Annotated in this window: 22 protein-coding genes; 15 read left to right on the forward strand and 7 right to left on the reverse strand. The window is 55.6% G+C overall.

What is annotated here, in order from left to right:
- Nucleotides 1–128: 128 nt before the first annotated feature.
- The 3 genes from CIK74_RS05000 to CIK74_RS05010 all read right to left on the reverse strand — a co-directional run bounded on the left by CIK74_RS05000 (nt 129) and on the right by CIK74_RS05010 (nt 3,286).
- Nucleotides 129–1,517, reverse strand: a complete 1,389-nt coding sequence (locus CIK74_RS05000) for an amino acid permease (protein WP_096254679.1) — start codon at nt 1,515–1,517, stop codon at nt 129–131.
- Nucleotides 1,514–2,581 carry a histidinol-phosphate transaminase gene (gene hisC, locus CIK74_RS05005; RefSeq protein WP_096254680.1) on the reverse strand — a complete coding sequence of 356 codons (1,068 nt, stop codon included), beginning with the start codon at nt 2,579–2,581 and terminating at the stop codon, nt 1,514–1,516. The genes CIK74_RS05000 and hisC overlap by 4 nt, the downstream gene beginning before the upstream one ends.
- Nucleotides 2,582–2,776: 195 nt before the next feature.
- Nucleotides 2,777–3,286, reverse strand: coding sequence for an Lrp/AsnC family transcriptional regulator (locus CIK74_RS05010; RefSeq protein ID WP_170947745.1), 510 nt, complete (start codon nt 3,284–3,286; stop codon nt 2,777–2,779).
- Between the two features lie 243 nt (nt 3,287–3,529).
- Between CIK74_RS05010 and CIK74_RS05015 the strand changes: the two genes are divergently transcribed.
- The 4 genes from CIK74_RS05015 (at nt 3,530) to CIK74_RS05030 (ending at nt 7,226) form a co-directional block, all read left to right on the forward strand.
- A complete protein-coding gene (locus CIK74_RS05015; RefSeq protein ID WP_205738251.1) occupies nt 3,530–4,399 on the forward strand; it encodes an SDR family NAD(P)-dependent oxidoreductase in 870 nt (289 codons plus the stop codon).
- 158 nt (nt 4,400–4,557) lie between these two features.
- Nucleotides 4,558–5,457 (forward strand): VOC family protein, encoded by a 900-nt coding sequence (locus CIK74_RS05020; RefSeq protein WP_096254682.1) that lies wholly within the window; start codon nt 4,558–4,560, stop codon nt 5,455–5,457.
- 81 nt (nt 5,458–5,538) lie between these two features.
- Complete coding sequence (locus CIK74_RS05025) at nt 5,539–6,507, forward strand: DUF1731 domain-containing protein (protein WP_096254683.1); 969 nt, start codon at nt 5,539–5,541, stop codon at nt 6,505–6,507.
- A 53-nt stretch (nt 6,508–6,560) separates the two neighbouring features.
- Nucleotides 6,561–7,226 (forward strand): pentapeptide repeat-containing protein, encoded by a 666-nt coding sequence (locus tag CIK74_RS05030; protein WP_096254684.1) that lies wholly within the window; start codon nt 6,561–6,563, stop codon nt 7,224–7,226.
- Between the two features lies 1 nt (nt 7,227).
- On the opposite strand, the gene CIK74_RS05035 is transcribed toward CIK74_RS05030, so the two are convergent.
- The gene (locus CIK74_RS05035; protein WP_096254704.1) at nt 7,228–8,163 is read right to left on the reverse strand and encodes a LysR family transcriptional regulator; all 936 of its coding nucleotides are present in this window, start codon (nt 8,161–8,163) and stop codon (nt 7,228–7,230) included.
- 78 nt (nt 8,164–8,241) lie between these two features.
- Between CIK74_RS05035 and CIK74_RS05040 the strand changes: the two genes are divergently transcribed.
- Complete coding sequence (locus CIK74_RS05040; protein ID WP_096254685.1) at nt 8,242–9,981, forward strand: FAD-binding protein; 1,740 nt, start codon at nt 8,242–8,244, stop codon at nt 9,979–9,981.
- An 80-nt stretch (nt 9,982–10,061) separates the two neighbouring features.
- Here CIK74_RS05040 and CIK74_RS05045 read toward each other — a convergent pair whose 3' ends face one another.
- Nucleotides 10,062–11,744: an ATP-binding cassette domain-containing protein gene (locus CIK74_RS05045; RefSeq protein WP_096254686.1), complete on the reverse strand. Its 1,683-nt coding sequence runs from the start codon at nt 11,742–11,744 to the stop codon at nt 10,062–10,064.
- 116 nt (nt 11,745–11,860) lie between these two features.
- Here CIK74_RS05045 and CIK74_RS05050 point away from each other — a divergent pair, with 116 nt between their 5' ends.
- The 3 genes from CIK74_RS05050 (at nt 11,861) to CIK74_RS05060 (ending at nt 16,377) form a co-directional block, all read left to right on the forward strand.
- A complete protein-coding gene (locus CIK74_RS05050) occupies nt 11,861–12,775 on the forward strand; it encodes a DUF6578 domain-containing protein (RefSeq protein WP_096254687.1) in 915 nt (304 codons plus the stop codon).
- Nucleotides 12,776–12,945: 170 nt separating this feature from the next.
- Nucleotides 12,946–15,543, forward strand: coding sequence for an esterase-like activity of phytase family protein (locus CIK74_RS05055; RefSeq protein WP_096254688.1), 2,598 nt, complete (start codon nt 12,946–12,948; stop codon nt 15,541–15,543).
- Between the two features lie 102 nt (nt 15,544–15,645).
- A complete protein-coding gene (locus tag CIK74_RS05060) occupies nt 15,646–16,377 on the forward strand; it encodes a Type 1 glutamine amidotransferase-like domain-containing protein (RefSeq protein WP_096254689.1) in 732 nt (243 codons plus the stop codon).
- A 133-nt stretch (nt 16,378–16,510) separates the two neighbouring features.
- On the opposite strand, the gene CIK74_RS05065 is transcribed toward CIK74_RS05060, so the two are convergent.
- Nucleotides 16,511–16,870, reverse strand: a complete 360-nt coding sequence (locus tag CIK74_RS05065; protein ID WP_096254690.1) for a hypothetical protein — start codon at nt 16,868–16,870, stop codon at nt 16,511–16,513.
- Nucleotides 16,871–17,100: 230 nt separating this feature from the next.
- Here CIK74_RS05065 and CIK74_RS05070 point away from each other — a divergent pair, with 230 nt between their 5' ends.
- Nucleotides 17,101–18,171 carry a PLP-dependent cysteine synthase family protein gene (locus CIK74_RS05070; RefSeq protein WP_096254705.1) on the forward strand — a complete coding sequence of 357 codons (1,071 nt, stop codon included), beginning with the start codon at nt 17,101–17,103 and terminating at the stop codon, nt 18,169–18,171.
- Here the strand turns inward: CIK74_RS05070 and CIK74_RS05075 are convergent.
- The gene (locus CIK74_RS05075; protein ID WP_096254691.1) at nt 18,168–18,782 is read right to left on the reverse strand and encodes a DUF2249 domain-containing protein; all 615 of its coding nucleotides are present in this window, start codon (nt 18,780–18,782) and stop codon (nt 18,168–18,170) included. The two genes, CIK74_RS05070 and CIK74_RS05075, sit on opposite strands and share 4 nt — an antisense overlap.
- Nucleotides 18,783–18,916: 134 nt before the next feature.
- On the opposite strand from CIK74_RS05075, the gene CIK74_RS05080 reads away from it, so the two are divergent.
- From CIK74_RS05080 to nrdI, 6 genes are all read left to right on the forward strand, one after another.
- Entirely contained in the window at nt 18,917–19,696 is a 780-nt protein-coding gene (locus tag CIK74_RS05080; protein WP_096254692.1) for a YggS family pyridoxal phosphate-dependent enzyme, read from the forward strand.
- Between the two features lie 83 nt (nt 19,697–19,779).
- A complete protein-coding gene (gene poxB, locus CIK74_RS05085) occupies nt 19,780–21,504 on the forward strand; it encodes a ubiquinone-dependent pyruvate dehydrogenase (protein ID WP_096254693.1) in 1,725 nt (574 codons plus the stop codon).
- Between the two features lie 96 nt (nt 21,505–21,600).
- Nucleotides 21,601–22,350 (forward strand): YggS family pyridoxal phosphate-dependent enzyme, encoded by a 750-nt coding sequence (locus tag CIK74_RS05090; protein WP_096254694.1) that lies wholly within the window; start codon nt 21,601–21,603, stop codon nt 22,348–22,350.
- Complete coding sequence (locus tag CIK74_RS05095) at nt 22,347–23,165, forward strand: PfkB family carbohydrate kinase (protein WP_096254695.1); 819 nt, start codon at nt 22,347–22,349, stop codon at nt 23,163–23,165. The genes CIK74_RS05090 and CIK74_RS05095 overlap by 4 nt, the downstream gene beginning before the upstream one ends.
- Before the next feature lie 446 nt (nt 23,166–23,611).
- A complete protein-coding gene (gene nrdH, locus CIK74_RS05100; RefSeq protein ID WP_096254696.1) occupies nt 23,612–23,842 on the forward strand; it encodes a glutaredoxin-like protein NrdH in 231 nt (76 codons plus the stop codon).
- 67 nt (nt 23,843–23,909) lie between these two features.
- Nucleotides 23,910–24,392 carry a class Ib ribonucleoside-diphosphate reductase assembly flavoprotein NrdI gene (gene nrdI, locus CIK74_RS05105; protein ID WP_096254697.1) on the forward strand — a complete coding sequence of 161 codons (483 nt, stop codon included), beginning with the start codon at nt 23,910–23,912 and terminating at the stop codon, nt 24,390–24,392.

The raw sequence follows: 24,392 nt of genomic DNA on the forward strand, positions 1-24,392 counted from the left end.
CCCTTTGCGCCGATTTGGATCAACGAAATGGTCAAACGCCGTTCGGCCTGATCAACGCATGCAAAACCCGGGAAGCCGGCGGAACCCTAAGGTTCCGCCGGCTTCCCGGTTAAAAATTGAGCGGGGTTTTACCGCTGATGCGAGTCAGCACCCAGCTTCAAAGCCTTCGAGCCCAGCCACAGTGCAGCGGTCAGGCCAAGGGTGAGCAGCAGCTGAGTGCGTGCCACCGCGTCGGTCATCGCGATACCCACAATGACCAACATCATGGCAATGGTGAGCAAGGACAGGTATGGGAAGCCCCAGAGTTTCAGCGGAAGGTCGGTACCTTCGCGTTCGGCCCGTCGGCGCAGGATGTACTGCGTGAGGGCAATAAAGCACCAGATCACGATGATCGTTGAACCGACGACATTGAGCAGAATCGGCATGACCGCATCGGGCCAGATCCAGTTCAAGCCAACGGCGATGAAGGAGAAGGCGACCGAGCTGAGCACGGCCTTAGCCGGAACACCCTTCCCGGTGACGTGGGTGACCGAACGCGGAGCCATCTTGCGCGTACCGAGCGAATACAGCATGCGTGAGGCACCATAAATGTTTGCGTTCATCGCGGAGAGCAAAGCGATGACCACCACGGCACTCATCACCAGTTCCACACCAGGCACGTTGAGCACTCCCAATACTGCGGAGAACGGGCCGTCGATGATGGCCGGGTTATTCCATGGCAATACCGCGACGATCACGATGACCGAGCCTAGGTAGAAGAACATGATTCGCATCATCACGGACTTGATGGTGCGTTTGATGTTGCCCTGCGGGTCATCTGATTCGGCGGCGGCAATGGAAACCACTTCGGTACCGCCGAAGGAGAAGATCACGATCAGCAATGCGGCTGCGATACCGGTCAGGCCGGCCGGAGCAAATCCGCCGTGGGCCGCGAGGTTCGCCAGGCCTACGGGTGCATCGGTAGGGATAATTCCGACCAAGACCAGCGCGCCCACTGCCAAGAAGACGATGATTGCGGCGACCTTGATGAAGGCAAACCAGAATTCGAATTTTCCGTAGTTGCCGACGCCCAACAAGTTTGCGCCGGTAAAGAGCACCACAAAGCCCAATACCCAGGCCCATTGCGGGAAGCTGGGGAACCACGCGGCGACGATCGCTGCAGCACCTGTGGCTTCGGCGGCAATGACGACGACCAGTTGGATCCAATACAGCCAACCAACGGTACTTCCGGCGCTGCTACCCATCGCCTTGTGCGCGAAGGTGCTGAACGCACCCGAGGACGGATCTGCGGCGACCATCTCGGCGAGCATCGACATGATCACGATGACCACTGTGCCGGCGATCAGGTAGGAGAGCAGCACCGCTGGGCCGGCAATGGAGATTGCTTGGCCCGAACCTACGAAGAGGCCGGCACCGATAGCACCGCCAAGACCCATCATGGAGATCTGGCGCTGCGTCAGTCCCGCATGAAGCTTCGGAGAGTCCTCGCTTTGCCGGGAATTGGTTTGCGTACTCATAGGCTTTTTACCTGTACCTTGTTGTTCACTGCGGCCAAGACGCGGTCAACGTCTTGGGCACTACCGGAAGATATGCGCAGGCCCTCGCCTGGGAAGGCTCGCACCACCACGTTTCCTTCGTTTAATACCGATTCCAGCTCCGCGGTGTGATCGCCGGCGGCTACCCACACAAAGTTGGCTTGCGAGGGTACTGCCGGATAACCGGCGGCCAATAGTCCTTCGAGCATGCGCTCACGTTGGGCGACTACTTCGTCGATACGAACGTTGAGTTCTGCTGTGGCAGCGAGCGAGGCGAGTGCCGCACGCTGAGCGAGGTCGGTGACGCCGAAGGGCACGGCCACCTTGCGCAGGTTCTGCGCGACCTGTGTCGGGCTGACCGCGTAGCCAATACGCAATCCTGCCAGGCCATAAGCTTTGGAGAAGGTATGCAATACCGCAACGTGCGGGTATTTGCGCAAGAGCTTTAGTCCGTCGACACGGATGTCCGACCGGTCAAAGTGCACGTACGCTTCGTCGATGACTACGAGGATGTTTTCGGGAACTGCCGCCACGAACTTTTCCAACGCGTCTGCGGCAACGACGGTTCCGGTGGGGTTGTTGGGATTGCAGATGAAGATCAGGCGGGTGCGCTCGGTAATTGCCGCGAGCATTGCAGGCAGATCGTGTTTGAACTCTGCATCCAAAGGGATCTCTACGGGCACTGCACCGGCGATACGAACCAAGGATGGGTACGCTTCGAATGAGCGCCACGCGAACATGACCTCGTCGCCTTCGCCTGCCACTGCATGAATGAGCTGGGAAGCTACTTCCACCGAACCGGCGCCCAAAGAAATCTGCTCCGGATCCAGCCCATATTCTTTTGCCAACGCCCCGATCAGTTCGGGTGCGGCCATATTCGGGTATCGATGAATATTTTCTAAACCCTTAGCGATGCTTTGAACTACCGAAGGCAACGGTGCGTGCGGTGATTCATTGGATGAGAGCTTCGAAGCACCCGGTGCGGCAGATTTTCCCTGGCGGTAAGCCGGTACTGCGGCAAGGGAGGGGCGTTGATTGATGTTCATGGATTCCTCTCTAAAAGTCATGAATCGCCGTGGGCATTGCGGTGGTGTGCGGTCTGCCGAAATTTTGATACCCAGGACACAAACCTAGGTGAAGCGAATCACAAGAAGCGACTGTAGGTGAGAGCGATCACGTGATGCAATCGATCAGCAAAAGGCTGTGCACGCTGTATACCGTTTGGACTTCGATGGTCTTCTTTACTGATCGATCTGCATAGTCTTTTCATCCAGTGGCGAATTTTTTGCATAGGCTTTAACCAATGGCAGGGTGCGGCCCTGAAAATGCTCTCGTAGCGCCAGTGAGGAGGAAGTGCGAGCCACCCCTGGTACCTGATTGATGCGGTCGAAGATTGCTTGCAGGTCGCCGGCGTTCCTGGCGACAACACGTAACTGAAGGTCGGAATTGCCGGTAACCGTATACATGTCGACAATCTCCGGGATCGACTCGGCTAATGCCGAGGCCACCGGTTCATGGCCGAACTTTTGAATGATCTCCACCGAACAAAAAGCGACCAGCTGATAATCAAATCCGGCTGGCTGTACCTGCGGGATGATTGCCTTGATCACGCCGCCGTCGTGTAGGCGTGCCAAGCGGCTGGTTATTGTGCCACGCGCTACGCCAAGGCGCCGGGCGCATTCCATGACGGGGAGCATGGGGGACTCGGTGAGGAGTTCAATTAGATCAGCGTCAAGACGGTCGATATGCACTGCGTAGGTCCTCTGCTGGAGGTAAACATCGGAAGCGGTGGTGAGGCGGCGCAGAAATAGTGGGGCATCCTGCTCCGCTCTTCAAGGGTAGCGCGAAGAACTATGTGTGAAGATCCTTCAAATGTTGGTGTGAGTCGCAGATTGGGGGATCGACGCGACCGCGCGGAGCGCAATGTAACGCGCCTCACGTTATAGGGTAAGTTCCACTTGGCCATTAGCTACATAACCATGAGGGGAATATTGATGAGTGAGAGTACACGCTTGGAATCGGTGGCGGATCTGACAGTGTTGGTTACCGGAGCAGCCCAAGGAATGGGTGCAATATTTGCCCGTAGCGCTTGCCTTGAAGGTGCGAGGCGAGTGATTCTCTGGGATATCTCCAGTCAGCAGCTCCTCTCCCGCGCCGAAGAGCTCAAAGAATTAAATCCGGCCTGCAAGGTTGAAACTCAGGTCGTGGATCTACGTAATCAATCGGCTATCACCGCCGCCGCTGACCAGGTGCTGGCCGGTGGGAACGTAGATGTGCTGGTGAACAACGCCGGAGTTGTTGCCGGCGCAACGTTTAGAGAGCACCGCACGGCGCAAATCGCGGACACCATGGCGGTAAATTCTCTGGCACCGATGTTTTTGACTCATGCGCTACTTTCGCAGATGGGGGTTCATGGACGACCTGCAAGAATCCTCACGATTGCTTCGGCTGCCGCCCTGGTCTCAAACCCAAATATGAGTGTTTATGCCGCGTCCAAAGCCGCGGTCATGAGTTGGAGCGACTCATTACGTCTGGAACTGGAACGAGAAACCGACAGGGACATTAAGGTCACCACCTTTTGCCCAACCTACGTGTCCACCGGGATGTTCGCCGGGGCGAAAAACATGCTGCTGACCCCAATCATGGATCCGGACTATGTGACCTCGAAGGCGTGGGTGGCCATGCTGCGCGGAACGCCATTGGTGTTGTTGCCCTGGACCAGCAAGCTCGGACAGGCCATGCGCGGCGTACTGCCCCGCGCGGCCTGGGATCTGATGGCGGACAAGGTTTTCAGAATCTATGGCTCGATGAACGAATTCACCGGGCATACCAAAGAATCTGCAGTTGACGAAACCGTGTCCTAAGCAAATCCGCGGTTAGCGCACATTCACCGCTGCCCTATTTACCTCAACGTTCTGCCGGAGTAGCGTGAACGGGGCAACCGGAGTGTGGCTTCTGGTCATCCAAAAGCTGAATGTGCGGGCACTGTGACCGGTTTTCTTACCACCAGGAGTGACCGAGCATGCAAAAGTTCATCCCCAACCTCTGGTTTGCCGGCAACGCCGAAGAAGGCGGTCAGTTTTACAGCGGAATTTTCCCTGATACCTCCTCTTTTGTGGAGTCCCGGTACCCCACTGAGGGGCTGCTCGAATTCCAGGAGCCGTTAGCCGGACAACCACTCACCGTGACGCTGAACATCGCCGGAACGCAACTTGCGCTGGTCAACGCGGGCAATCACTTCACTCCCAACCCGTCTATTTCATTTATGCTCAGCTTTGATCCGGCTAACTATTCCGATGACGCCGAAGCTGCAGACAAAGCACTATCCCAAACATGGGAGAAGCTTGTTGACGGGGGCACTGTATTGATGGCGCTGGATACTTACCCATTTAGTGGGTTGTATGGGTGGGTGCAAGATCGATACGGAATTAGTTGGCAGCTCATGCGGACCGAAGCCGGACAGAGTGAAACCTTCGTTACCCCGGCGCTGATGTTTGGGGGAGCCGCCCAGAACCAAGCGGTACCGGCGGTTGATTTTTACGTCCAGGTTTTTGCCGACGCTCAAGTGGGCAGCCGTTTCCCTTATCCTGAAGCAACGGAAGTCACTACCGAGGGCGCCGTGATGTTTAGCGACTTCAAAATGGCGGGGCAGAATTTTGCCGCCATGGACTCTGCCGTAGCTCAACCATTCACCTTCACCCCAGGCATATCCCTTGAGGTTCAATGCGAAGACCAGTCGGAGATCGACCGGCTCTGGGAGGCTCTTTCGGCCGTGCCCGAAGCGGAGCAATGTGGTTGGTTGCAAGACAAATATGGGGTGAGCTGGCAAGTCGTTCCGAATAACATGGGCGAGCTGATGTCTCGTCCCGGCGCCTTCGAAAAGTTGCTGCAAATGAAAAAATTGGTGATCGAAGACTTCTAGCAATTGTGCTCTCGGGCAGCACCGGTGATAGCTTGACACCAAGTTGCGGTTCCCACCGTGCCGCGGGATGGAGACCACAGGATGTCGGTACGTCGTGCAGTAATCGCCGGGGCTTCCGGGTTCATCGGAGAACGTCTGCGCAGTGAGCTCTCGGGCCAAGGCTACGAGATAGCGATTATTGGCCGCAGCGGGCCAATTTGTTGGGATGACCAGGACGCCATTGACTGCGCGGTCAATGGCGCGGAACTCTTGATTAACTTGGCTGGGAAGAACGTGGGTTGCCGGTACAGCTCCAAGGCACGTAACGAAATTCTGAATTCACGAGTGCAGACAACTCGGATATTGCACGATGCGGTTTCCAATGCCACGACACCACCAAAATTATGGCTAAACGCCTCCACTGCGACCATTTATCGTCACGCGATGGACCATCCCAATACTGAAAGCACCGGGCAACTCGGTGTCGGATTCTCCGTGGACGTCGCCAGAAACTGGGAGCGGGAGTTTTTGCGCGGTGAGCTTCCGAGCACTCGGCGAGTCGCTCTTCGCATGGCGATTGTGCTCGGTGATGGACCGGCTACGCAAAAACTCGTGTCGCTAGCCAAGTGGGCAGTGGGCGGTCCGCAAATCGACGGTTGGTGGCCATCGCATACGCGCTACCGTGGCATTGGACCAGACCCCACCGGGCCGAGGCGGAGCGGTTTTTATCGCACGCAAGGCCAGCAACGATTTAGCTGGATCCACCTTGATGATGTGATCGGGGCAATTTGGCATATTCAGGAGAATCCAGGAATTTCCGGCCCGGTAAATCTCAGCTCGCCTCACCCAGTGACCAATACCGAACTTATGGCGGGTTTGCGACGAGTCGCTGGCAGAAGGTTCGGCTTACCGGCGTATCGTTGGATGCTTGAACCTGCGATGTTCGTGCTCCGGGTTGAACCGGAAATGCTGTTGAAGTCTCGGTGGGTACTGCCCGAGGTTCTTCTACAGTCGGGCTATAAATTTAGCTGGCCGGATCTATATCCGGCGCTGGTAGACATTGCAGACTAAAGGACGTGCATCGTGATTGAATATCACGGTGCGCTTGTGAGAGGAACCTAGGCATGGCCCGTGGAAAGACAACCGGGGCTGCCCCGCGTATCAGAAACTTCCAACTACCTGATCTTGAGGTAGGAACTATTGAAGACCTGTTGGGTGGTGGATATGTTGAGGTATTACATTTCACCGGCTTTGATCAGTCCCTACTAGATTTAACCGATGGGCGGCTCGAAGATTGCTTGCTCTCAGAGATGAACATCGGCGAGCTGTCCATGCGTAATGCACGGTACATTCAATGCGAATTTAAACAGCTCAGTGCACCGATTCTTGAGGGAGCGGGCTCCACGCTCAACGATGTGCGAGTGTCCCATAGTCGTTTTGGATCCGCAGATTTCTCAGACTCTTCGCATGACTCGGTGGTCTTTGAACACTGCAAATTTGGCTGGGTAAACCTTCGCACGGCACAACTTCGCGATGTTGTTTTTCGTGATTGCAGCTTTGATGAAATAGATCTTCAACTAGTTAAGGCGCAGCGCGTCAAATTTGAGAATTGTCGTACCGGAGCATTAAATGTTGAACGCGCTGGCCTCAGTTCGGTTGATTTGACTGGCCTTGAAATTGAGCAAGTCCAAGGCATCGAAGGGTTACGCGGTGCGTTGATCAGTGAACAGCAACTCATGTCCCTATCTCGCGAGTTTGCCGCTCATCTTGGAATACGAGTTATGGACTGAGTTAGTCACCGAGCTGCAAACTGGTGATTCTTGGCTGCCGTGAGGCGAGCATAGTAGCGGTGTGAAGAATGATCTCCTGCATGGCCGCTGCCGCGCGAGTTAAGCTGACGTCCTTGCGATGGGCTAGTCCAATGGTTCGCGTCAATCGTGGATTTTGAAGCGCAATAGCTGTCAGCCCGGGACGGTCCACAAGTACCGTGGCTGGCACAATTGCGACCCCTAACCCGACCTCAACAAAGCGTAGTACCGCGTCCATTTCGCCGCCCTCTAGCACCGCGTTCGGCGCGAGATTCCGAGAACTGTAGGCCTCCATGGTGCTTGCTCGTAGGTCGTAACTTTGCGAAAAAACGATCTGGGGTAGTCGTGACAGGGTTTTTAGATCAATGGATTCTTTCCCTAGAAGCCGTGGGTTGCTACTGGAGTCGATGACAACGAGTTCTTCGGCGAGTAACGGCAGGCTTTCCAAGTTTTTCTGCGCGACTGCGTGTTCCGAAGTGACGATCAGTGCAAGATCAAGTTGTCCACCGTCTAGCTCATCCAGCAGGTTTTTTGACCCTGCTTCGCTCAAATGAAGTTCAATGCCAGGGTACTGGCGATGAAATACGCCAAGGACTTCGGCGACCAATGAGACGCACAAGGTCGGAGGGGCGCCCAGCCTGACGCGACCCTTGCGTAAACCGGCTAACTCGGCCATTTCCAAACGGACGTTTTCTTCATCGGCCAGCATCCGCCGGGCCAGGGGCAATAATGCTTCGCCGGCCGCCGTCAGGGTGATATTTCCCCGTGCCCGGTGAAAGAGTTCTGACCCCAAATCCTGTTCGAGGGTTGCAATCTGACGGCTCAATGAAGGTTGCGTCAGATGCAGGTCTTCCGCCGCTCGCGTGAAGTGCCCCACCCTGGCGATGGTTGTGAAGCCCCGCAATTGCTCTAGATTCATAGTCCATAGCATACGGCTATTGAAATCATGATAATAATTCATTGGACACATGACACTTGTGGGCAGAAGCTTGAAGACATGAACTCATATACCAGCAAAGAACAGCAAATCTCAACCAGCGTTCTTGTCATCGGCACCGGTGGATCCGGATTGCGTGCGGCCATAGAACTAGCCGAGCTCGGCGTGGACGTGCTGGCAGTTGGCAAGCGTCCGCGGCATGATGCCCACACCTCCCTGGCGGCCGGCGGCATCAACGCGGCTCTGGGCACCATGGACGAAGCCGACAGCTGGCAGCAGCACGCGGCGGACACCATCAAGGAAAGTTACTTCCTTGCCGATCCACGCACGGTGCAAACGGTAGCACAGGGAGCGCAACGCGGAATCGAAGATCTAGAGCGCTACGGCATGAATTTCGCAAGGGAAGAAGACGGCAGGATTTCACAGCGTTTCTTCGGAGCCCATAAATTCCGCCGGACCGCATTTGCCGGGGATTACACCGGCCTAGAAATTCAGCGCACACTGATCCGACGTGCTGAACAACTTCAAATCCCCATCCTGGACACCGTGTACATCACCAGATTGCTGGTCAAAGACAATCAAATTTTTGGCGCCTACGGTTTCGACATCAACAACGGAACCCGATACCTCATTCATGCAGACTCGGTGATCCTGGCCGCCGGAGGGCACAACCGGATTTGGCGGCGCAGTTCATCGCGCCGAGACGAAAACACCGGCGATTCATTCCGTTTGGCCGTCGAAGCCGGTGCTCGACTGCGGGACCCGGAATTGGTTCAATTTCATCCCTCGGGCATCATCGAACCAGAATCGGTCGCCGGAACTTTGATCTCCGAAGCGGCCCGTGGCGAAGGCGGCATCTTGCGTAACGCGCTGGGGGAACGATTCATGGAAAACTACGATCCACAGCGCATGGAACTTTCCACTCGTGACCGGGTGGCGCTGGCAGCCTACACAGAGATCCGCGAAGGCAGGGGGACCCCCAAGGGTGGTGTTTGGCTCGACGTTTCACATCTGCCACGGGCAGTCATCATGGATCGCTTGCCACGGGTCTATCAGACGATGCTTGAAGAACAGATGCTCGATATTACCCGCGAACCTATCGAAATCGCACCCACCGCCCACTACTCGATGGGCGGGGTCTGGGTGGACCCCTATGATCATTCAAGCGAGGTGGATGGACTGTACGCCATTGGCGAGGCCTCCAGTGGGTTGCACGGAGCCAACCGGCTAGGCGGTAATTCCTTGATTGAACTTCTGGTCTTTGGCCGCATCGTGGGCCAGGCGGCCGCAAAATACTCGCGGTCGTTGGATTCCCAGCCTCGCAGTGCCGAAGCGATCAACACTGCACGTGCCGATATTGATGAGCTGCTTACCAGTGACGGAGCCGAAAATGTCCGCGCTTTACAGCGTGCCATCCGCGATCTGATGACTGAGCACGCTGGGGTAGTGCGTGACGAACAAGGCCTGCTCAGCGGTTTGAAAAAACTTGACGACGTGGAAGCACGCATGGACAACATAGGTATACATCCCGATATCGCAGGTTTCCAAGATCTTGCGCACGCATTCGATTTGAAGTCCGCGGCGCTTTCGGCTCGGGCCACTTTGGAAGCAGCCTTGGAACGGCGCGAGACTCGCGGATGCCATAACCGAAGCGACTTCCCGGACATGGATCCACAACTACAGGTCAATCTCGTGTGGTCAGCGAAGTCGGGAATAACTCGGGAACCCATCGTGGATGTCCCTGACGAAATAGCTGAGCTCATTGAAGAAGTTTCAAGCGCCGGCAAACTTGTTGAATGATCGATCCGAATAAACAGTCGCCCACGAATACCTAGAAGGTAATCGCGGGCGACTGTTTTTCGGGACAAACTAGTGGTGAACTACCGATCTCGTTCTACACGTTTTTCGTCCCACACTGGAGTATCGGATTCGTAGACCTTGCCGTCTGAGCCGAAGACGAGGAAGCGGTCGAAAGATCTCGCAAACCAACGATCGTGTGTCACCGCAAGTACGGTGCCCTCAAATGAATCGATGGCACGCTCCAGCGCCTCGCCAGAGTGCAGGTCCAAGTTATCGGTCGGTTCATCGAGCAAGAGCAGGGTGGCTCCGGAGAGTTGCAATAGCAGAATCTGGAAGCGTGCCTGCTGTCCACCGGAGAGTGACTCGAATTTCTGCTCGGCTTGGCCAGCTAATCCATATCCATCCAACGCCCCAGAGGCAGCCTCACGGGCCATACCTGAACGATGTTCGTCACCGCGATGCAAGATCTCCAGCAAGGTGCGGCCAAATAGATCTGGGCGGGTATGCGTCTGGGCAAAGTAGCCCGGACGGATACGGGCACCGAGCTTGACCGTACCTTCATGGGGTACCTCGGCGAGCTCGACGTCCGAAACGGGAAGGTGTTCGCGTTCCGGATCGGTACCGCCTGCAGCTAATAGGCGCAGGAAGTGAGATTTTCCTGAACCGTTGGACCCCAGCACACCGACACGGTCGCCGAACCAGATTTCATTGCTAAAGGGCTTCATCAAGCCGGTGAGTCCAAGTTTCTCGGCGACTATGGCGCGCTTGGCGGTGCGTCCACCCTTCAAGCGCATCTGCACATTTTGTTCCAGGGGGATAGCTTGGGGTGGACCAGCCTCTAAGAACCTGTCTAGCCGTGTTTGCGCCGCATGGTAGCGGTTGGCCATGTCGGACCGGAACGCGGCTTTGGTCTTATACATGATGACCAATTCCTTGAGTTTGGAATGCTCCTCATCCCAGCGCTTGCGCAGTTCTTCGAAGCGCTCATTGCGTTCCTTGCGTGCCTCGACGTAGGAACCGAAAGAGCCGCCATGGATCCACGCCGTGGCACCTCCATGACCTGGTTCTAAGGTAACGATTCGGGTTGCAGCGTTGTTCAACAGTTCACGATCGTGGCTAATAAAGAGCACAGTTTTGGGGGAGCGAGCCATCATTGCCTCAAGCCAGCGTTTGCCCGGTACATCGAGGTAGTTGTCAGGCTCGTCGAGGAGTAGCAAATCGTCGTTGCCTTCAAAAAGGGCTTCTAAGACGAGGCGTTTTTGTTCGCCGCCGGACAAGGTGCGTGCCAAGCGTTCTTCTGCCTTGTCGAAAGGTATGCCAAGCGCTGCCATGCAGACTTTGTCCCACGTGGTTTCGAGTTCGTAACCACCGGCATCACCCCAGGCAATGATCGCTTCGGCGTAGCGCATATGGACTTTTTCATCATCGCTCACCAGCATCTTGGCTTCACAGGCGGAGACCTTGGCAGCAGCAGCGGCTAGCTCTGGGGCGGCCGTTGAAAGTAGTAAATCCTTGACCGTAGATTCATCGCGGACTTGCCCGACGAACTGACGCATGATGCCCATCGAACCCGATCGGTTGATGGCACCTTCATCGGCCTTCAGATCACCGGAAATGATCTTGATCAAGGTAGTTTTGCCCGTGCCATTAGGACCGATCAACGCGGTTTTGGAACCCGCACTGACCTTGAAAGTGACTCCGCCCAGCAACTGTGTGCCATCGGAGAGGAAGTATTGGATTTCGGTAACGTCGATATGTGCCACCAAGCCATCCTAACCGTGATTGGCTTTGAGACTCATTTGAGCACAGCGGACAGGCTAAGCGGAGGCTGGAAGTTTTGGCTATATCCCGCTTGCCCTTCAGGCACTAGATTGAGTACATGCAGATCAAGGCAAATATCGATGGCTGGGCTCACGCCTGTTGCGGTCCGGCGTTTAGTACTGGAGACACCGTTGAATGGGTGATGGCGCAGCTGCGTTCGCCGCGGGGCGAGGTGAGCTTCGAACTAGATGATCATGACCAGCTCAGCGATTCGGGTGTCCCGGTTAGCTCGGTGACAGCCCGAATTGTGTCCATTGAGCTTGTAGATAGACACTACGTCGCGGCCATCGGCGATCCGCGTCAAATGATTGCCTCCGAGGAGCCTGCCCGGATCACGGAAGTTATCCATATCCCCGCGGGAACGGACTTTGACCACGATTCGATCATCGTCTGCTTAGACGTTCTAGATCCTGCTTCGCTTCCACCGGTTCATGAATGGGACCCGCAAATGGAGTTCGAAGTTCCCGACGAAATTGAGCAGCAGCGTTCCGCTCGAACCGCCAGTTACCAGGAGTCCGAACTTCGAGAACAATTTGCCAAACTTCTCGAGCGGTTAACAAAAACCTATGAAACTGTGGCCTCCGTACGCTTTGATCAGCTAGGTAACGCCTCGTTGGTCCCCACCAATGAAGAAGCCGCATCTGTTCACTGGATTCTGGAATTTGCGACGGACAAGCCGCGGATCATCGCAGACATCGCGCAAGCCGAATGGGAATTTGAACTCGATGAACAACACATTGACCTCCTCGGGCAGATCATCGAGGCAGCAGCCAGAGGGCAGATTACCGACCGCCGTCGTGGATGGCGGATGAAGGCGATGTTCATGGAAATGGTGATCGAACTTGATTCGGGTCAGAAGCTTAAACAGCGCCAGAAAATCGAAGGCTACTTCGGCAAGGAAAACTTCGGCATCGTCGGGTCGATGGGAGATCGTATGGAACGTGGAAATCATCGGTATGCGCCCTGGCGGTAGGACATAGGTGGAGGACATCGGTACCCCGATTCGCTTTGCACATGTTCGTCTCGGTTAACTTCGAATTCATCAGCTGGTAGCTATGGTTTGCCAATCTTAGGAGGGCATTGCAAGCAAACACTAAGCTTTATGGGGGAACAACTCACGTGAATCGAGCTGCAAGAAAATCAGTGGGCGTCCTCGCCGCCGCGATTGTGGTCGGTGCTGCCGGTATTGCACCATTAACTTTGGCGGACACTGCAACCGCGGAGTCAGGAAACTACTTTGAGCGCATCTCCACCTATCCGGTTTACCAGAACCATCCGGAGGGCGTAGCGGCTGAAACTGCCTCGGAAATTTCCACCGTCTCCGAGGACGGGAAAACGCTGATCTACTCGGACGCGCTGTCGCGTCAGGTTGGATTTCTGGATATTTCTGATCCGTCCAACCCCCAAGGGCTGGGAACACTTGCACTACACCAGCTCGGTAGCCCGGAAGACGAACCCACCAGTGTTGCCGCGTACGGTGACTTCGTTTTTGTCGTGGTAAATACCTCGGAAAGCTATGCGAACCCTTCGGGGCGGGTTGACGTTGTGCGCATCGCCGATCGTAGTCTGGTCCGCAGCATCGAGCTTGTAGGGCAGCCGGACTCGATCGCAATTTCTAAAGACGGCGCCTACGCCGCGATAGCCATTGAAAACGAACGTGATGAGGATGCTGGGGACGGCGGCCTGCCCCAGGCTCCAGCTGGATCCGTCCAGATTCTTGACTTGGTCGGTGCCGAACCCGACGGGTGGAACATTCGCGAAGTAGCACTCACCTCAGGAACCCCAGAAAAGCCCGACGCATTGCCGATCCTTACCGAAGCCGGAATTGACACCCCACAAGATCCGGAACCCGAGTACGTCACCATTAATGCCAACAACCAATTGGCGGTAACCCTCCAAGAAAACAACGGCGTGGTCTTGATCGACCTGCCCAGCGGCAAAATAACCAAGGCTTTTAGCGCCGGCAGCGTTGATCTCAAAGATATTGACATTGAAGATGACGGAAAACTAGATCCTACCGGGTCACTGCAGGACGTGCCGCGCGAACCAGACGCCATCGGCTGGATCCAGGACCGCTACCTAGCCACCGCCAACGAAGGGGATTGGAAAGGTGGAAGTCGCGGTTTCACAATTTTTGATTCCCACACCGGAAAAGTTGCCTGGGATGCGGGAAACAGCTTCGAGCACCTTGCACTTTCTCAAGGTCTGTTCCCGGAGAAGCGTGCAGGCAAGAAGGGGACCGAGCCAGAAGGCCTAGCCGTCGAGACCTTCAACGGCGTCGACTACCTATTTGTTGCCTCCGAGCGCGGCAACTTTGTGGCCGTCTACGAACTGAGCGATCCCACCAGCCCCAAGTATCTCCAGAGCCTGCCAACTACCAATGGGCCAGAAGGAATCCTCCCGATTCCCGGTCGTGATCTGCTGGCGATAGCCTCGGAAACCGATGAAGCCGACAAGGGTGTGCGTTCTGCGATGACACTATTCAAATTCGGGGCCACCGGCGCTCAGTTCCCAACCATCGAATCCGACATTGAAAATCTGGTGCCTTTCGGCGCATTGAGCGGCCTGAGTGCCAACCCAGCACAGCCGCACAAGCTTTTCGCGGTCAGCGACAGCGCGTATGAACCTCGTATTTACTCAATCGATACCCAGAAGTCTCCCGCGTTGATCGAAAGCTCCATACCCGTCACCCAGGATGGAGCTCCCGCCAGCCTCGATCTGGAAGGTATTGCAGCCCGCGCCGACGGTGGATTCTGGGCTGCCCACGAGGGTAAGGAAGGCACAGAAAACGCGCTGATTCGGATCGATGAAGCAGGTGCGGTCATCGACGAAGTGTCACTGCCAGAAGATGCGGTTGCTCAGCTAGAAGGCCAAGGACTCGAAGGAGTGAGTGTTCGGGGCAGCGGTGAACAAGAAGAAGTCATCTTTGCTCTGCAACGAGAAGTTCCGGGCGAGGACTTCGTTCGGATCGGCCGGTACACCCCAGCTAGCGCAGAGTTCGTCTGGTACGGATATCAGCTTGAACCTGCGGGTGAAGATGATTCGTGGAATGGACTCTCAGAAATCACTGGATTACCTGACGGGAAATTCGCTGTAATCGAGCGTGACAAACGCATCGGCGAAGATGCGCAATTGAAGGCCATCTATCAGTTCGAGCTCCCCGAAGTAGCTTCCGACGAGGTGACCATTCTGGACAAGTCCTTGGCAAAAGACGTCCTGCCAGTGCTCGAAGCAACGCACGGCCGCACTCAAGAGAAGCTTGAGGGGCTAACAATTTCCGGTGCTGGTGATGTTTTTGTTGTTACCGACAATGATGCCGTGGATGACGCGAGCGGTGAGACAGTATTTGCTAATTTGGGTTCCGTAAACGAGGTGTTCGGAACATCCGAGCAGCCAACCGAATCGGAGTCCCCATCGGAGTCCCCACGGCAGAGCGAGTCTCCGCAGCAAAGCGAGACTCCAGAAGGTAGCGAGCAGCCGACACCGTCGCCGGTGCCGTCTTCTTCCCTTGAAGCTACGCAGAGTCCGGAAGTTGTGGACAGCGAAAGCGAGTCGCCGCCAGCTGGAAGCTCGCAGCCAGAGCCGAGCTCGACTCCCACGGATGAGCCAGCGAAACCGGAGAGCGAGCGTCTAGCCGACACCGGCGTCAACAGCTTGTGGCTGATTCCTGTCGGATTGGTGATGGCAGGCCTTGGAGTGGCCGCTGCCATGAAGACTTCGCGGGCACGCCGGCAACGGTAGGTAGAAACTCAACAACTATCAGGGTTACTCAGGATCATCCTGAGTAGCCCTGATAGTTGGCGCTGGTGTACCGCAAGAGAGCCGCTGCGCTACGCTGATCGCGTGAGCATTTTTCTCGTGGGTGGCGGCGTACCTGATACGCCTGTATATGAGCCAATCTTGGACGCATTTGTCCAGGATGTTCTCGAGAACAGAACGCATGAGGGTGAGCCAATTCTGGCTCTGGCCCTTTTTGACTATGAGGGCAGTGGTCAACATTTTCTTCCTGCCTACTCGACACCCATAGAAGAACGTATCCCTTGTCAGATCCGGCCAGTATATCTGCGTCTCGGTAGGCCTACCGACCCTGCGAGCTTCGAGAATGTGGATGGAATTATTGTCTGTGGCGGCCCCACACCAGAGTATCTAGCCAGTTTGCGCACTTGCGCGGAGACTATTCGAGGAGCCGTAAATCGGGGGATTCCGTATATGGGGTTCTCTGCCGGCGCGATGATCGCTCCCAGAAATGCACTGATTGGCGGATATTTTTCTGACGGGATTGAAATCTGTTCGGAAGAATCCTCAGAGAACCTGAAGGAGATCACATTTGCGGACGGGCTTGGGCTGACCCCGTTTACCGTCGAGGTGCACGCGGCCCAAGCGGGGACACTGGGACGAGCCATAGCTACCGTTGAAAGAAATCTTACCGAGATGACCATGGCGATTGATGAAGACACCGCGGTTGTTGTCGAGTCGGCGAATCCATCGAATCTCAAAGTTTTGGGCGCTGGGCATGTCTGGGTTGTGACACGCAATGCGGAATCAATAAATGTGGAGCTACGCACCAGCAACTGAGCTGGTACGGAATTCAGAGCTTAAGACGTACTCGACACGAAGCGTTCAGCGGCGGCGGGCGCTGAACGCAAAAACCGTGGCCCTGAAAAATCAGAACCACGGTTTTTGCGACGTTTAGGTCATGCAGACATTGTTAGTGCGCGGCACTCTTCTTGGTGCTCGCAACTACTACAGCGATGATAGCGGCAACAATGGTGCCCACTAGCAGAAGCTTGCCACTCTTGCATGAAGACTTTTGTGGAGCACCCAGTTTCTGCTGTGCGGTCTTCACTGCGCTTTCAACCGATGAACGGGTGCGCTTCGCGGCCTTTGAATTGCCGGTGACGTTTTCGATCAGGCTGGCGCCTGCGTTGCCGATAGCTTCACCGTTGACTCCGGAGATGGCGTTATTCCAAGTCTCGCGAAGATCCTTCGGGAGTTCTGCCTTGGCTGACTTCGCTAGTTTATTCAGCGATTTCTCAACTTCTTTGAAACTCTTAGCAGTCTTTGACATCTTAAACCTACTCTCGTCGAGGATCCCGGGGTTGTTACTTGTGGTAACTCGGGCCACTCAATCTACCCTAGCCAGCCTAAAGATAACTCTCAATAGCATAGGGTTTAGCTCACCGCGAACTCACAGGAAAGTGGAGCCAGCAGCGTAGCCCTGACACCTCGGTTTTTGACCAAGCCGGTGCTGATCGCAAGCCAATAGACTAGAGATAGAGTAGGTGCGTGACTGAGCAGATAAGCAAACCAAATCATTGGGTCCGGAACGCTATTGCATTGCTTGACGCGGATGCCAATCGTAGCGCCGATACCCACCTTCACGTTTTTCCCCTACCTAAAGAGTGGGGGATAGACCTCTATCTCAAAGACGAGTCGGTACATCCCACCGGGTCCCTTAAACACCGTTTAGCTCGTTCGTTGTTGCTCTATGGTTTGGTCAACGGAAGAATTGGTGAACACACCACGCTGGTGGAAGCATCCAGCGGATCTACCGCGGTTTCTGAAGCCTATTTCGCTCGCATGCTTGGGCTGCCGTTTATTGCTGTGGTCCCCAGAAGCACCAGTAGCGAGAAAATCGAACTTATCGAGTTCTACGGGGGACGCTGCCATCTGGTTGAAAAAGCAGGCGAAGTAGATCTTGCCGCTCGCCGACTGGCTGAAGAATCTGAAGGTTACTACTTAGACCAGTTCACCTATGCCGAGCGAGCAACTGATTGGCGCGGAAACAACAACATCGCGGAGTCGGTCTTCTCGCAGCTTTCCGCCGAGCGGCACCCGATCCCATCATGGATTGTCGTTGGTGCAGGTACCGGAGGCACCTCGGCAACCTTTGGCAGATATGTGCGTTACCGCCAACATGATACCCAAGTGGCCGTGGCCGACCCGGAAAACTCGTCTTTTTATGAAGGATGGCGTACCGGAAATATGAGCCACTCAACCGGCCTTGGCTCACGCATCGAGGGAATTGGGCGACCAAGCGTCGAACCCTCTTTTGTGCCCGGAGTCATCGACCATATGATCCAGGTACCTGATGCAGGATCGCTCGCTGCCATGTACCTGCTGCGGGCACATACCCGACACTGGACCGGTGGGTCCACCGGAACGAACCTCTACGCGGTCTTCCAAATTATTGCTGGCATGCTCGAACGCGGTGAGCAAGGAAGTATTGTCACGCTCATTTGTGACTCCGGCGAGCGCTATGCGAACACCTATTACAACCAGCAATGGTTGGATGAGCAAGGACTAGATCTTGCCCCGCACCGGGTGAAGCTTGAACATTTTCTGGAAACTGGACGTTTCGAGGCTTAGTCGTTCTTTGTTCGCAGCGTAGGCATAAGACCGAGCGTCTTCTTGCGCTGGTGAACCGAGAAGTATTTAAGTCCGTGTACGCCTGCCACGAAGTGTCTCCGGGAACGCGCCGGAAGGTAGAGCACGTCACCGAGATTTAAGGAGATTGAATCTATTTCGGTGTGTAAGGTGCCGGTGCCTTCAAACACGTGGATGAGCACATCAAGGTCTGGTCCGCGGTGTTCGCCGATTTCCTGGTTTGGCTGCAGCGCGATGATATTCGCGTCGAGGTCTCTGGCATCGGGTTCGAGTTTCCAGATGGCTCCGTCGAGCGTGTTTTCTTGTTCCCCTAGCCATGCGGTGTTTGTCATGATTCGTGGAGCCGGGGTGCTGGCGAGTTTGGTAATGATGATTTCCCAGTCCCCACCGATTCGTTCGGTGGCTTGCCAAGTGTAGGTGCCAGGCAGATTCCGTTCGAACTCTTTGTGCAGGTTTACCGGCTCATGATCGTTGAGCAGGCTCAGGTAGCCGCCGGCCGGTAGGGCGTTGTAAGCTGCCATGATTTTTGGGTGGCGTTCTGCTTTCGGGATGTTTCGCACATCCACTACTTGCCCGCCGGTCTGCTCGTCCATCGATACCTCCAAAGTGCTGTGTCTGAGTAGATGCTCGTCTCCAGCCTAGTAGCTCATCAGCCTTATCTGCCTAGGGGTATTACGATGAAGTGAGATTTGGAATTTACGTCGTTAGTACTAGGAGCAGTATCTTCATGAGCCAACCAGCCTCGAATTCAAGCGCAGCGAGTTCGGCTAGTACCGTCGAGGACTTCAAAGCTAACCTCGCATCCATTCGCGAGCGGATCGCCGCAGCTGAGCTGGCCGCCGGGCGAGCGACAGGTAGTGTGCGCTTGCTGCCGGTGACCAAAACGGTACCGGAGGACCGTCTGCGTCTGGCCATTGAAGCTGGTGTGGAATGGTTGGGTGAAAACAAGGTGCAGGAAGCCGCCCGGAAAGCCGAAAATCTGGCCGATATCTCCGGACTCAAATATTCGGTAATTGGGCATCTGCAGACCAACAAAGCCAAGGACGTGGCCCGTTTTGCTCACGAGTTCCAAGCCTTGGACAACCTGCGCCAGGCTACCGCTTTGCAACGGCGTCTTGAACTAGAAGATCGCAGCTTAGACGTTTTTGTTCAAGTGAACACCTCTGGTGAAGAAACAAAATTTGGTCTGGAGCCCACGGCGGTATCAACATTCCTCAAATCCTTACCCGCGCTTGACCGTTTGCGAGTCAAGGGACTGATGACTCTGGCGATCTTCTCCACTGATCATCAGGCGGTACGCACCTGCTTCACCATGTTGCGTGAGCTACGTGATCAGGTGCGACAAGATGCGCCCGAAGGAATTGGTCTGGACGAATTGTCCATGGGCATGAGTGGAGATTTTGAGCTGGCAATTGCCGAAGGGTCCACGGTGGTTCGTGTGGGGCAAGGAATCTTTGGTGCTCGCGCGCTACCTGATTCGCATTACTGGCCAGGGTTTGCCGGATAGTCGCTAGCCAGCGAGGCGTTTTTTCTCGTAGGCTGGCGATACCAACCGGTAGAAGCCGGCCCCTTGTTTGCAGGAGGAAATTAATGCCTACCGTCGCCGAATACTTGATCGATCAGTTCTACACCCAGGGTGTTAAACGTATTTACGGAGTCCCGGGGGATTCACTCAATGGGCTGACCGACGCACTGCGGGAAAATGGGCAGATTGAATGGGTTCATCATCGCCATGAGGAAGGTGCGGCCTTCGCGGCTGCTGCCGAGGCCGAAATTACCGGAGAGCTCACCGTATGTGTGGGCTCCTGCGGACCAGGAAACCTGCACCTGATCAATGGGCTCTACGATGCCCAGCGCTCTCGGGTCCCGGTACTGGCCATCGCGGCACAGATACCCACCGAAGAAATCGGGTCGAACTATTTCCAGGAAACTCATCCGGTAGAAATTTTCCGTGGTTGTTCCGTATATGCCGAGCAGGTCTCGGATGCTAAGCAACTTCCGCGGATGCTACGTATTGCGATGCGTGAAGCAATTGAAAAGCGTGGTGTTGCGGTACTCGTCATTTCCGGTGATGTGGCCCTGTCCCAAATGGACCGTGTTCTCACCCAAGAAATCATCAAAACAAATCCGCGAGTGGTGCCCAACGAGGTGGAACTTGAACGGGCCGCGCAGCTCTTGCAGTCCTCGGCGAAGGTCACCATTCTTGCCGGAGCCGGGACCGCCGGGGCGCACGCCGAAGTCATGGAGTTGGCTGACAAGCTCGCCGCTCCTATCGTGCATTCGATGCGCGGTAAAGAACATATCGAATACGAGAACCCCTTCGATGTAGGAATGACCGGGTTGTTAGGTTTTGCCTCTGGCTTCCGAGCTATCGATGAGTGCGAGGTGCTATTGATGCTTGGCACCGACTTTCCGTATCAACAGTTCTACCCGCAGAACGCGAGCATCATTCAGGTCGATGTGCGCGGAGAGCAGCTTGGCCGCCGTACCAAGGTCGATGTCCCCTTGGTGGGTACGGTCAAAGACACGGCAGCCGCGCTCGCCGCCGTTCTGCCGCGACAGAAGAAACGTAAGCACCTAGATGACGCGTTGGCGCACTATGCAAAAACTCGCATTAAACTCGACGAGCTAGCCACCCCATCCAAGGGCAAGGCGGCCATCCACCCGCAATATTTGGCGCGGCTGATCGATCAGGCGGCGGACCCCGACGCGATCTTCACCGCAGACGTTGGTTCCCCAGTCATTTGGGCTGCCCGTTATGTGGCGATGACCGAGCAACGCCGGCTGTTAGGTTCCTTCAACCATGGGTCGATGGCCAATGCGCTCTGCCATGCGCTGGGTGCTCAGGCTATCGACCGCAACCGGCAGGTGATCGCGTTTGCCGGCGACGGGGGACTGGCGATGATGCTCGGCGAGTTGCTCACCGCGACGCAAAATAAGTTGCCTATCAAGATTGTCGTGTTTAACAACTCCTCGCTGAACTTCGTAGAACTTGAAATGAAGGCCGCAGGATTTGTCACCTACGCGACAGATCTAGAAAACCCCGACTTCGGTGCGGTCGCCAACGCCGCCGGGCTCAAGGGATACCGGGTGGAAGACTCGAATCTGCTAGAAGCCACGGTTGCTGAATTCCTTGCCTTTGATGGGCCCGCCCTCCTTGACGTGGTCACCGACAGGCAAGAAATGTCCATGCCGCCTAGCATCAAGGTGGAACAAGCTAAGGGATTCGCGCTCTACGCCATCCGAACGGTGCTTTCCGGGCGTGGCGACGAACTCTTTGACCTTGCCAAGACGAATTGGCGTCAAATGTTCTAGAACGTGAACTATGCCTATGCTTAAAGCCGGACTCGAGCTCTCGAGGCCGGCTTTTTGCAGGTAGTTTCACCAAACTGAAAGAGGCATAGGCGTTTTATGACTTCGCAACCGGCCGCAGCACAGGCGGTAACCACCGAGGATTTCTCCCGGAACTTGGCAACTGTGAATCAGAAAATCGCCGAGGCCGCATCGCGCAGTGGCCGTCAGGCCAGCGCCGTGCGACTGCTACCGGTGACCAAAACCATTGAACCTGAACGGCTGCGCCTGGCCATCGAAGCCGGTGTGCAGACGCTGGGGGAGAACAAGGTTCAAGAAGCGCTAGCTAAATCCGAGGAGTTCGCTTCCGAATATCCGACGCTACGCTACGCGGTTATTGGGCCGCTGCAAGCAAATAAGGCAAAGTTCGTGGCACGCTTTGCCCACGAATTTCACGCTCTGGATTCGCTGAAACTTGCCCAGACCCTGCAACGCCGCCTTGAGCTTGAAGAGCGCACCCTAGAAGTTTTTATCCAGGTCAATACCTCCGGTGAGGACAGCAAATCAGGTATTGCCGCCGGCGAGGTGGCCGAGTTGCTCGAAGCTATCGCACCGCTGGACCGCCTGGTCCCGCGCGGATTGATGACTATGGCTGCTAACACCACCGACGAATCAACTATTCGTGCAAGCTTCGCGTTGCTTCGCACTACCTTAGAAGAGTTGAGGGATTCCGGTGCACCGGAAGGATTTGATCAGCTCTCCATGGGCATGAGTGGTGACTTCGAACTGGCTATTGAAGAAGGAGCCACCGTAGTGCGAGTAGGCCAGGGAATCTTCGGAGCCCGCAGCTACCCCCAGGCATCGGCGTGAGCGGCTTCGAACTAGATGCTCGCCCCGTAGCCGCCGTGGTGCTCAGCTCTCAGCTAGCCTATGGCGCCGTGGGAAATAACGTCATCGCACGGATGATCGAGCGAGCAGGCCACCGAACAGTGGCGGTACCTACCGTGCTCTTAAGCAACCTGCCGCATTACCCGACGGTTTCCGGTGGTGCAATCAGTGACCAGTGGCTCTCCGGCATCTTGACTGACCTGCTGGACCGCGAGGCCTTAGCTCAAGCAAGCTACGTTGTGGTCGGCTATCTTGGGTCGCCGAGCCAAGCACGGATCATTGCCGAATGGTTCCTTGCTGCGCGCGGCCGCTACCCGCAGCTTCGGCTGATCCTGGATACCGCATTTGGGGATTCGGATGTTGGTCTTTATGCCAGTGAGGAAGTCGCTGCCAGTTACGGAGAATATCTGATTGAGCATGCGTGGCTGATGACTCCGAATGCCTTCGAACTGGAGCTGCTCACCGAGTCAAAAATCCATGATGAGCAAGACGCTGCTAACGCGGCCTTGGATTTGATGGATGCCGGACCCGACCACGTGATCGTAACCTCCGCTCCCACCGAGGACGCCGATTTTATCGGTTGCCTGTTAGTTATCGATGAGGAGAACCTAGAACAGTTCGACACTGGCCGAGTCCAGACCGAGGCAAAGGGGGCAGGAGACTGCTTCCTGGGCATGCTTACCGGTGCCTTGCTCAGTGACGTCTCACTGATCGATGCAGTGGCCCAATCGGTCGCCGGGACTTCCGAAGCCCTGTCCGGGGTACACCCTGCCTTCACTGTGACTTGCGCCGAATAGGTGTTACCCACAAATCGTGTTTTTACCGCGCCAAATGTCGGAAGGTGGGCGGACACTACATGTAGGGCACAAGAAATGTGGTCCGTCTAGACAGACGAAGCTGAACACGCCGAGGAACATCTCACATGAAGAATTTTTAAACCACATTGACCATTCCCAAGGTTGTGGACAAGTTTTGGTCGTCCGCGGGAAATCGCGGTTTAAATGACGGTTAATATCCACAGCTCCTGTGGACTGGCCGGTGGATGAATGACATACTTGTAATACATCATCTAGTGGCTACTTGACCGACCAAACACAAGATGTAGTATTGAACCCGTTGGTGAGTGAAACACCGAAAACACCCCAGAGACGATATTTTGGGGCATCCGCGAGGATGGCCGGGAGCGCCGAAAATGGTGCAGTCCGAGCCAAAACAAGGACTTTTAATAAGGGGAAACAGGCAAATGGCAATCACCGTTTACACGAAGCCGTCCTGCGTGCAGTGCAACGCTACATACCGCGCTTTGGACAAGCAGGGCGTCGAGTACAACAAGGTAGACATCTCGCAGGATGCCGCCGCCCTGGAGCACGTACGTGGCCTTGGCTACCAGCAAGCTCCGGTTGTTATCACCGACAACGATCACTGGTCGGGTTTCCGCCCAGACAAGATCGCTAGCTTGGCAGTAGCCAACTAGTCGGCAGTCGGACCCCACCACGGGTCCTAAGAATTATCTCGTCGAGCATCTCGCGGAGGCGACAAAAATGCCACCAACAGCCGTTGCCGATTATCGGCAAAACGCTGAGGCGAATGAAGTCACGGTGACTACCGATAGCACGCTGATTTATTTCTCCTCGGTATCGGAAAACACCCGGCGCTTCGTTGAGAAATTAGATGTCACTGCGGCTCGTATCCCGGTTTTTGCAACTGAGTCGCAACTGATCTCCACAGCACCGTATGTATTGCTCATACCAACCTACGGTGGTGAACGCGGAAAGCGTTCGATCCTTCCCCAGATCATGAAATTTCTGGGTCACGAAGCAAACCGCGCAAACTTGCGCGGAGTGATCGGCGCAGGGAACACGAACTTCGGCGAGTACTACTGCATCGCAGCTAAAAAAATTGCGGCGAAATGCAACGTACCCGTTTTATACACATTCGAACTTATGGGAACGCCAGAAGATGTTCTCAACGTCAATGAAGGGCTTGAAACCTTTTGGGCACCAGCGTCGCACAAGAAGAAGTAA

The sequence above is a fragment of the Glutamicibacter sp. BW77 genome (assembly GCF_002332285.1).
GTDB classification, from domain to species: domain Bacteria; phylum Actinomycetota; class Actinomycetes; order Actinomycetales; family Micrococcaceae; genus Glutamicibacter; species Glutamicibacter bergerei.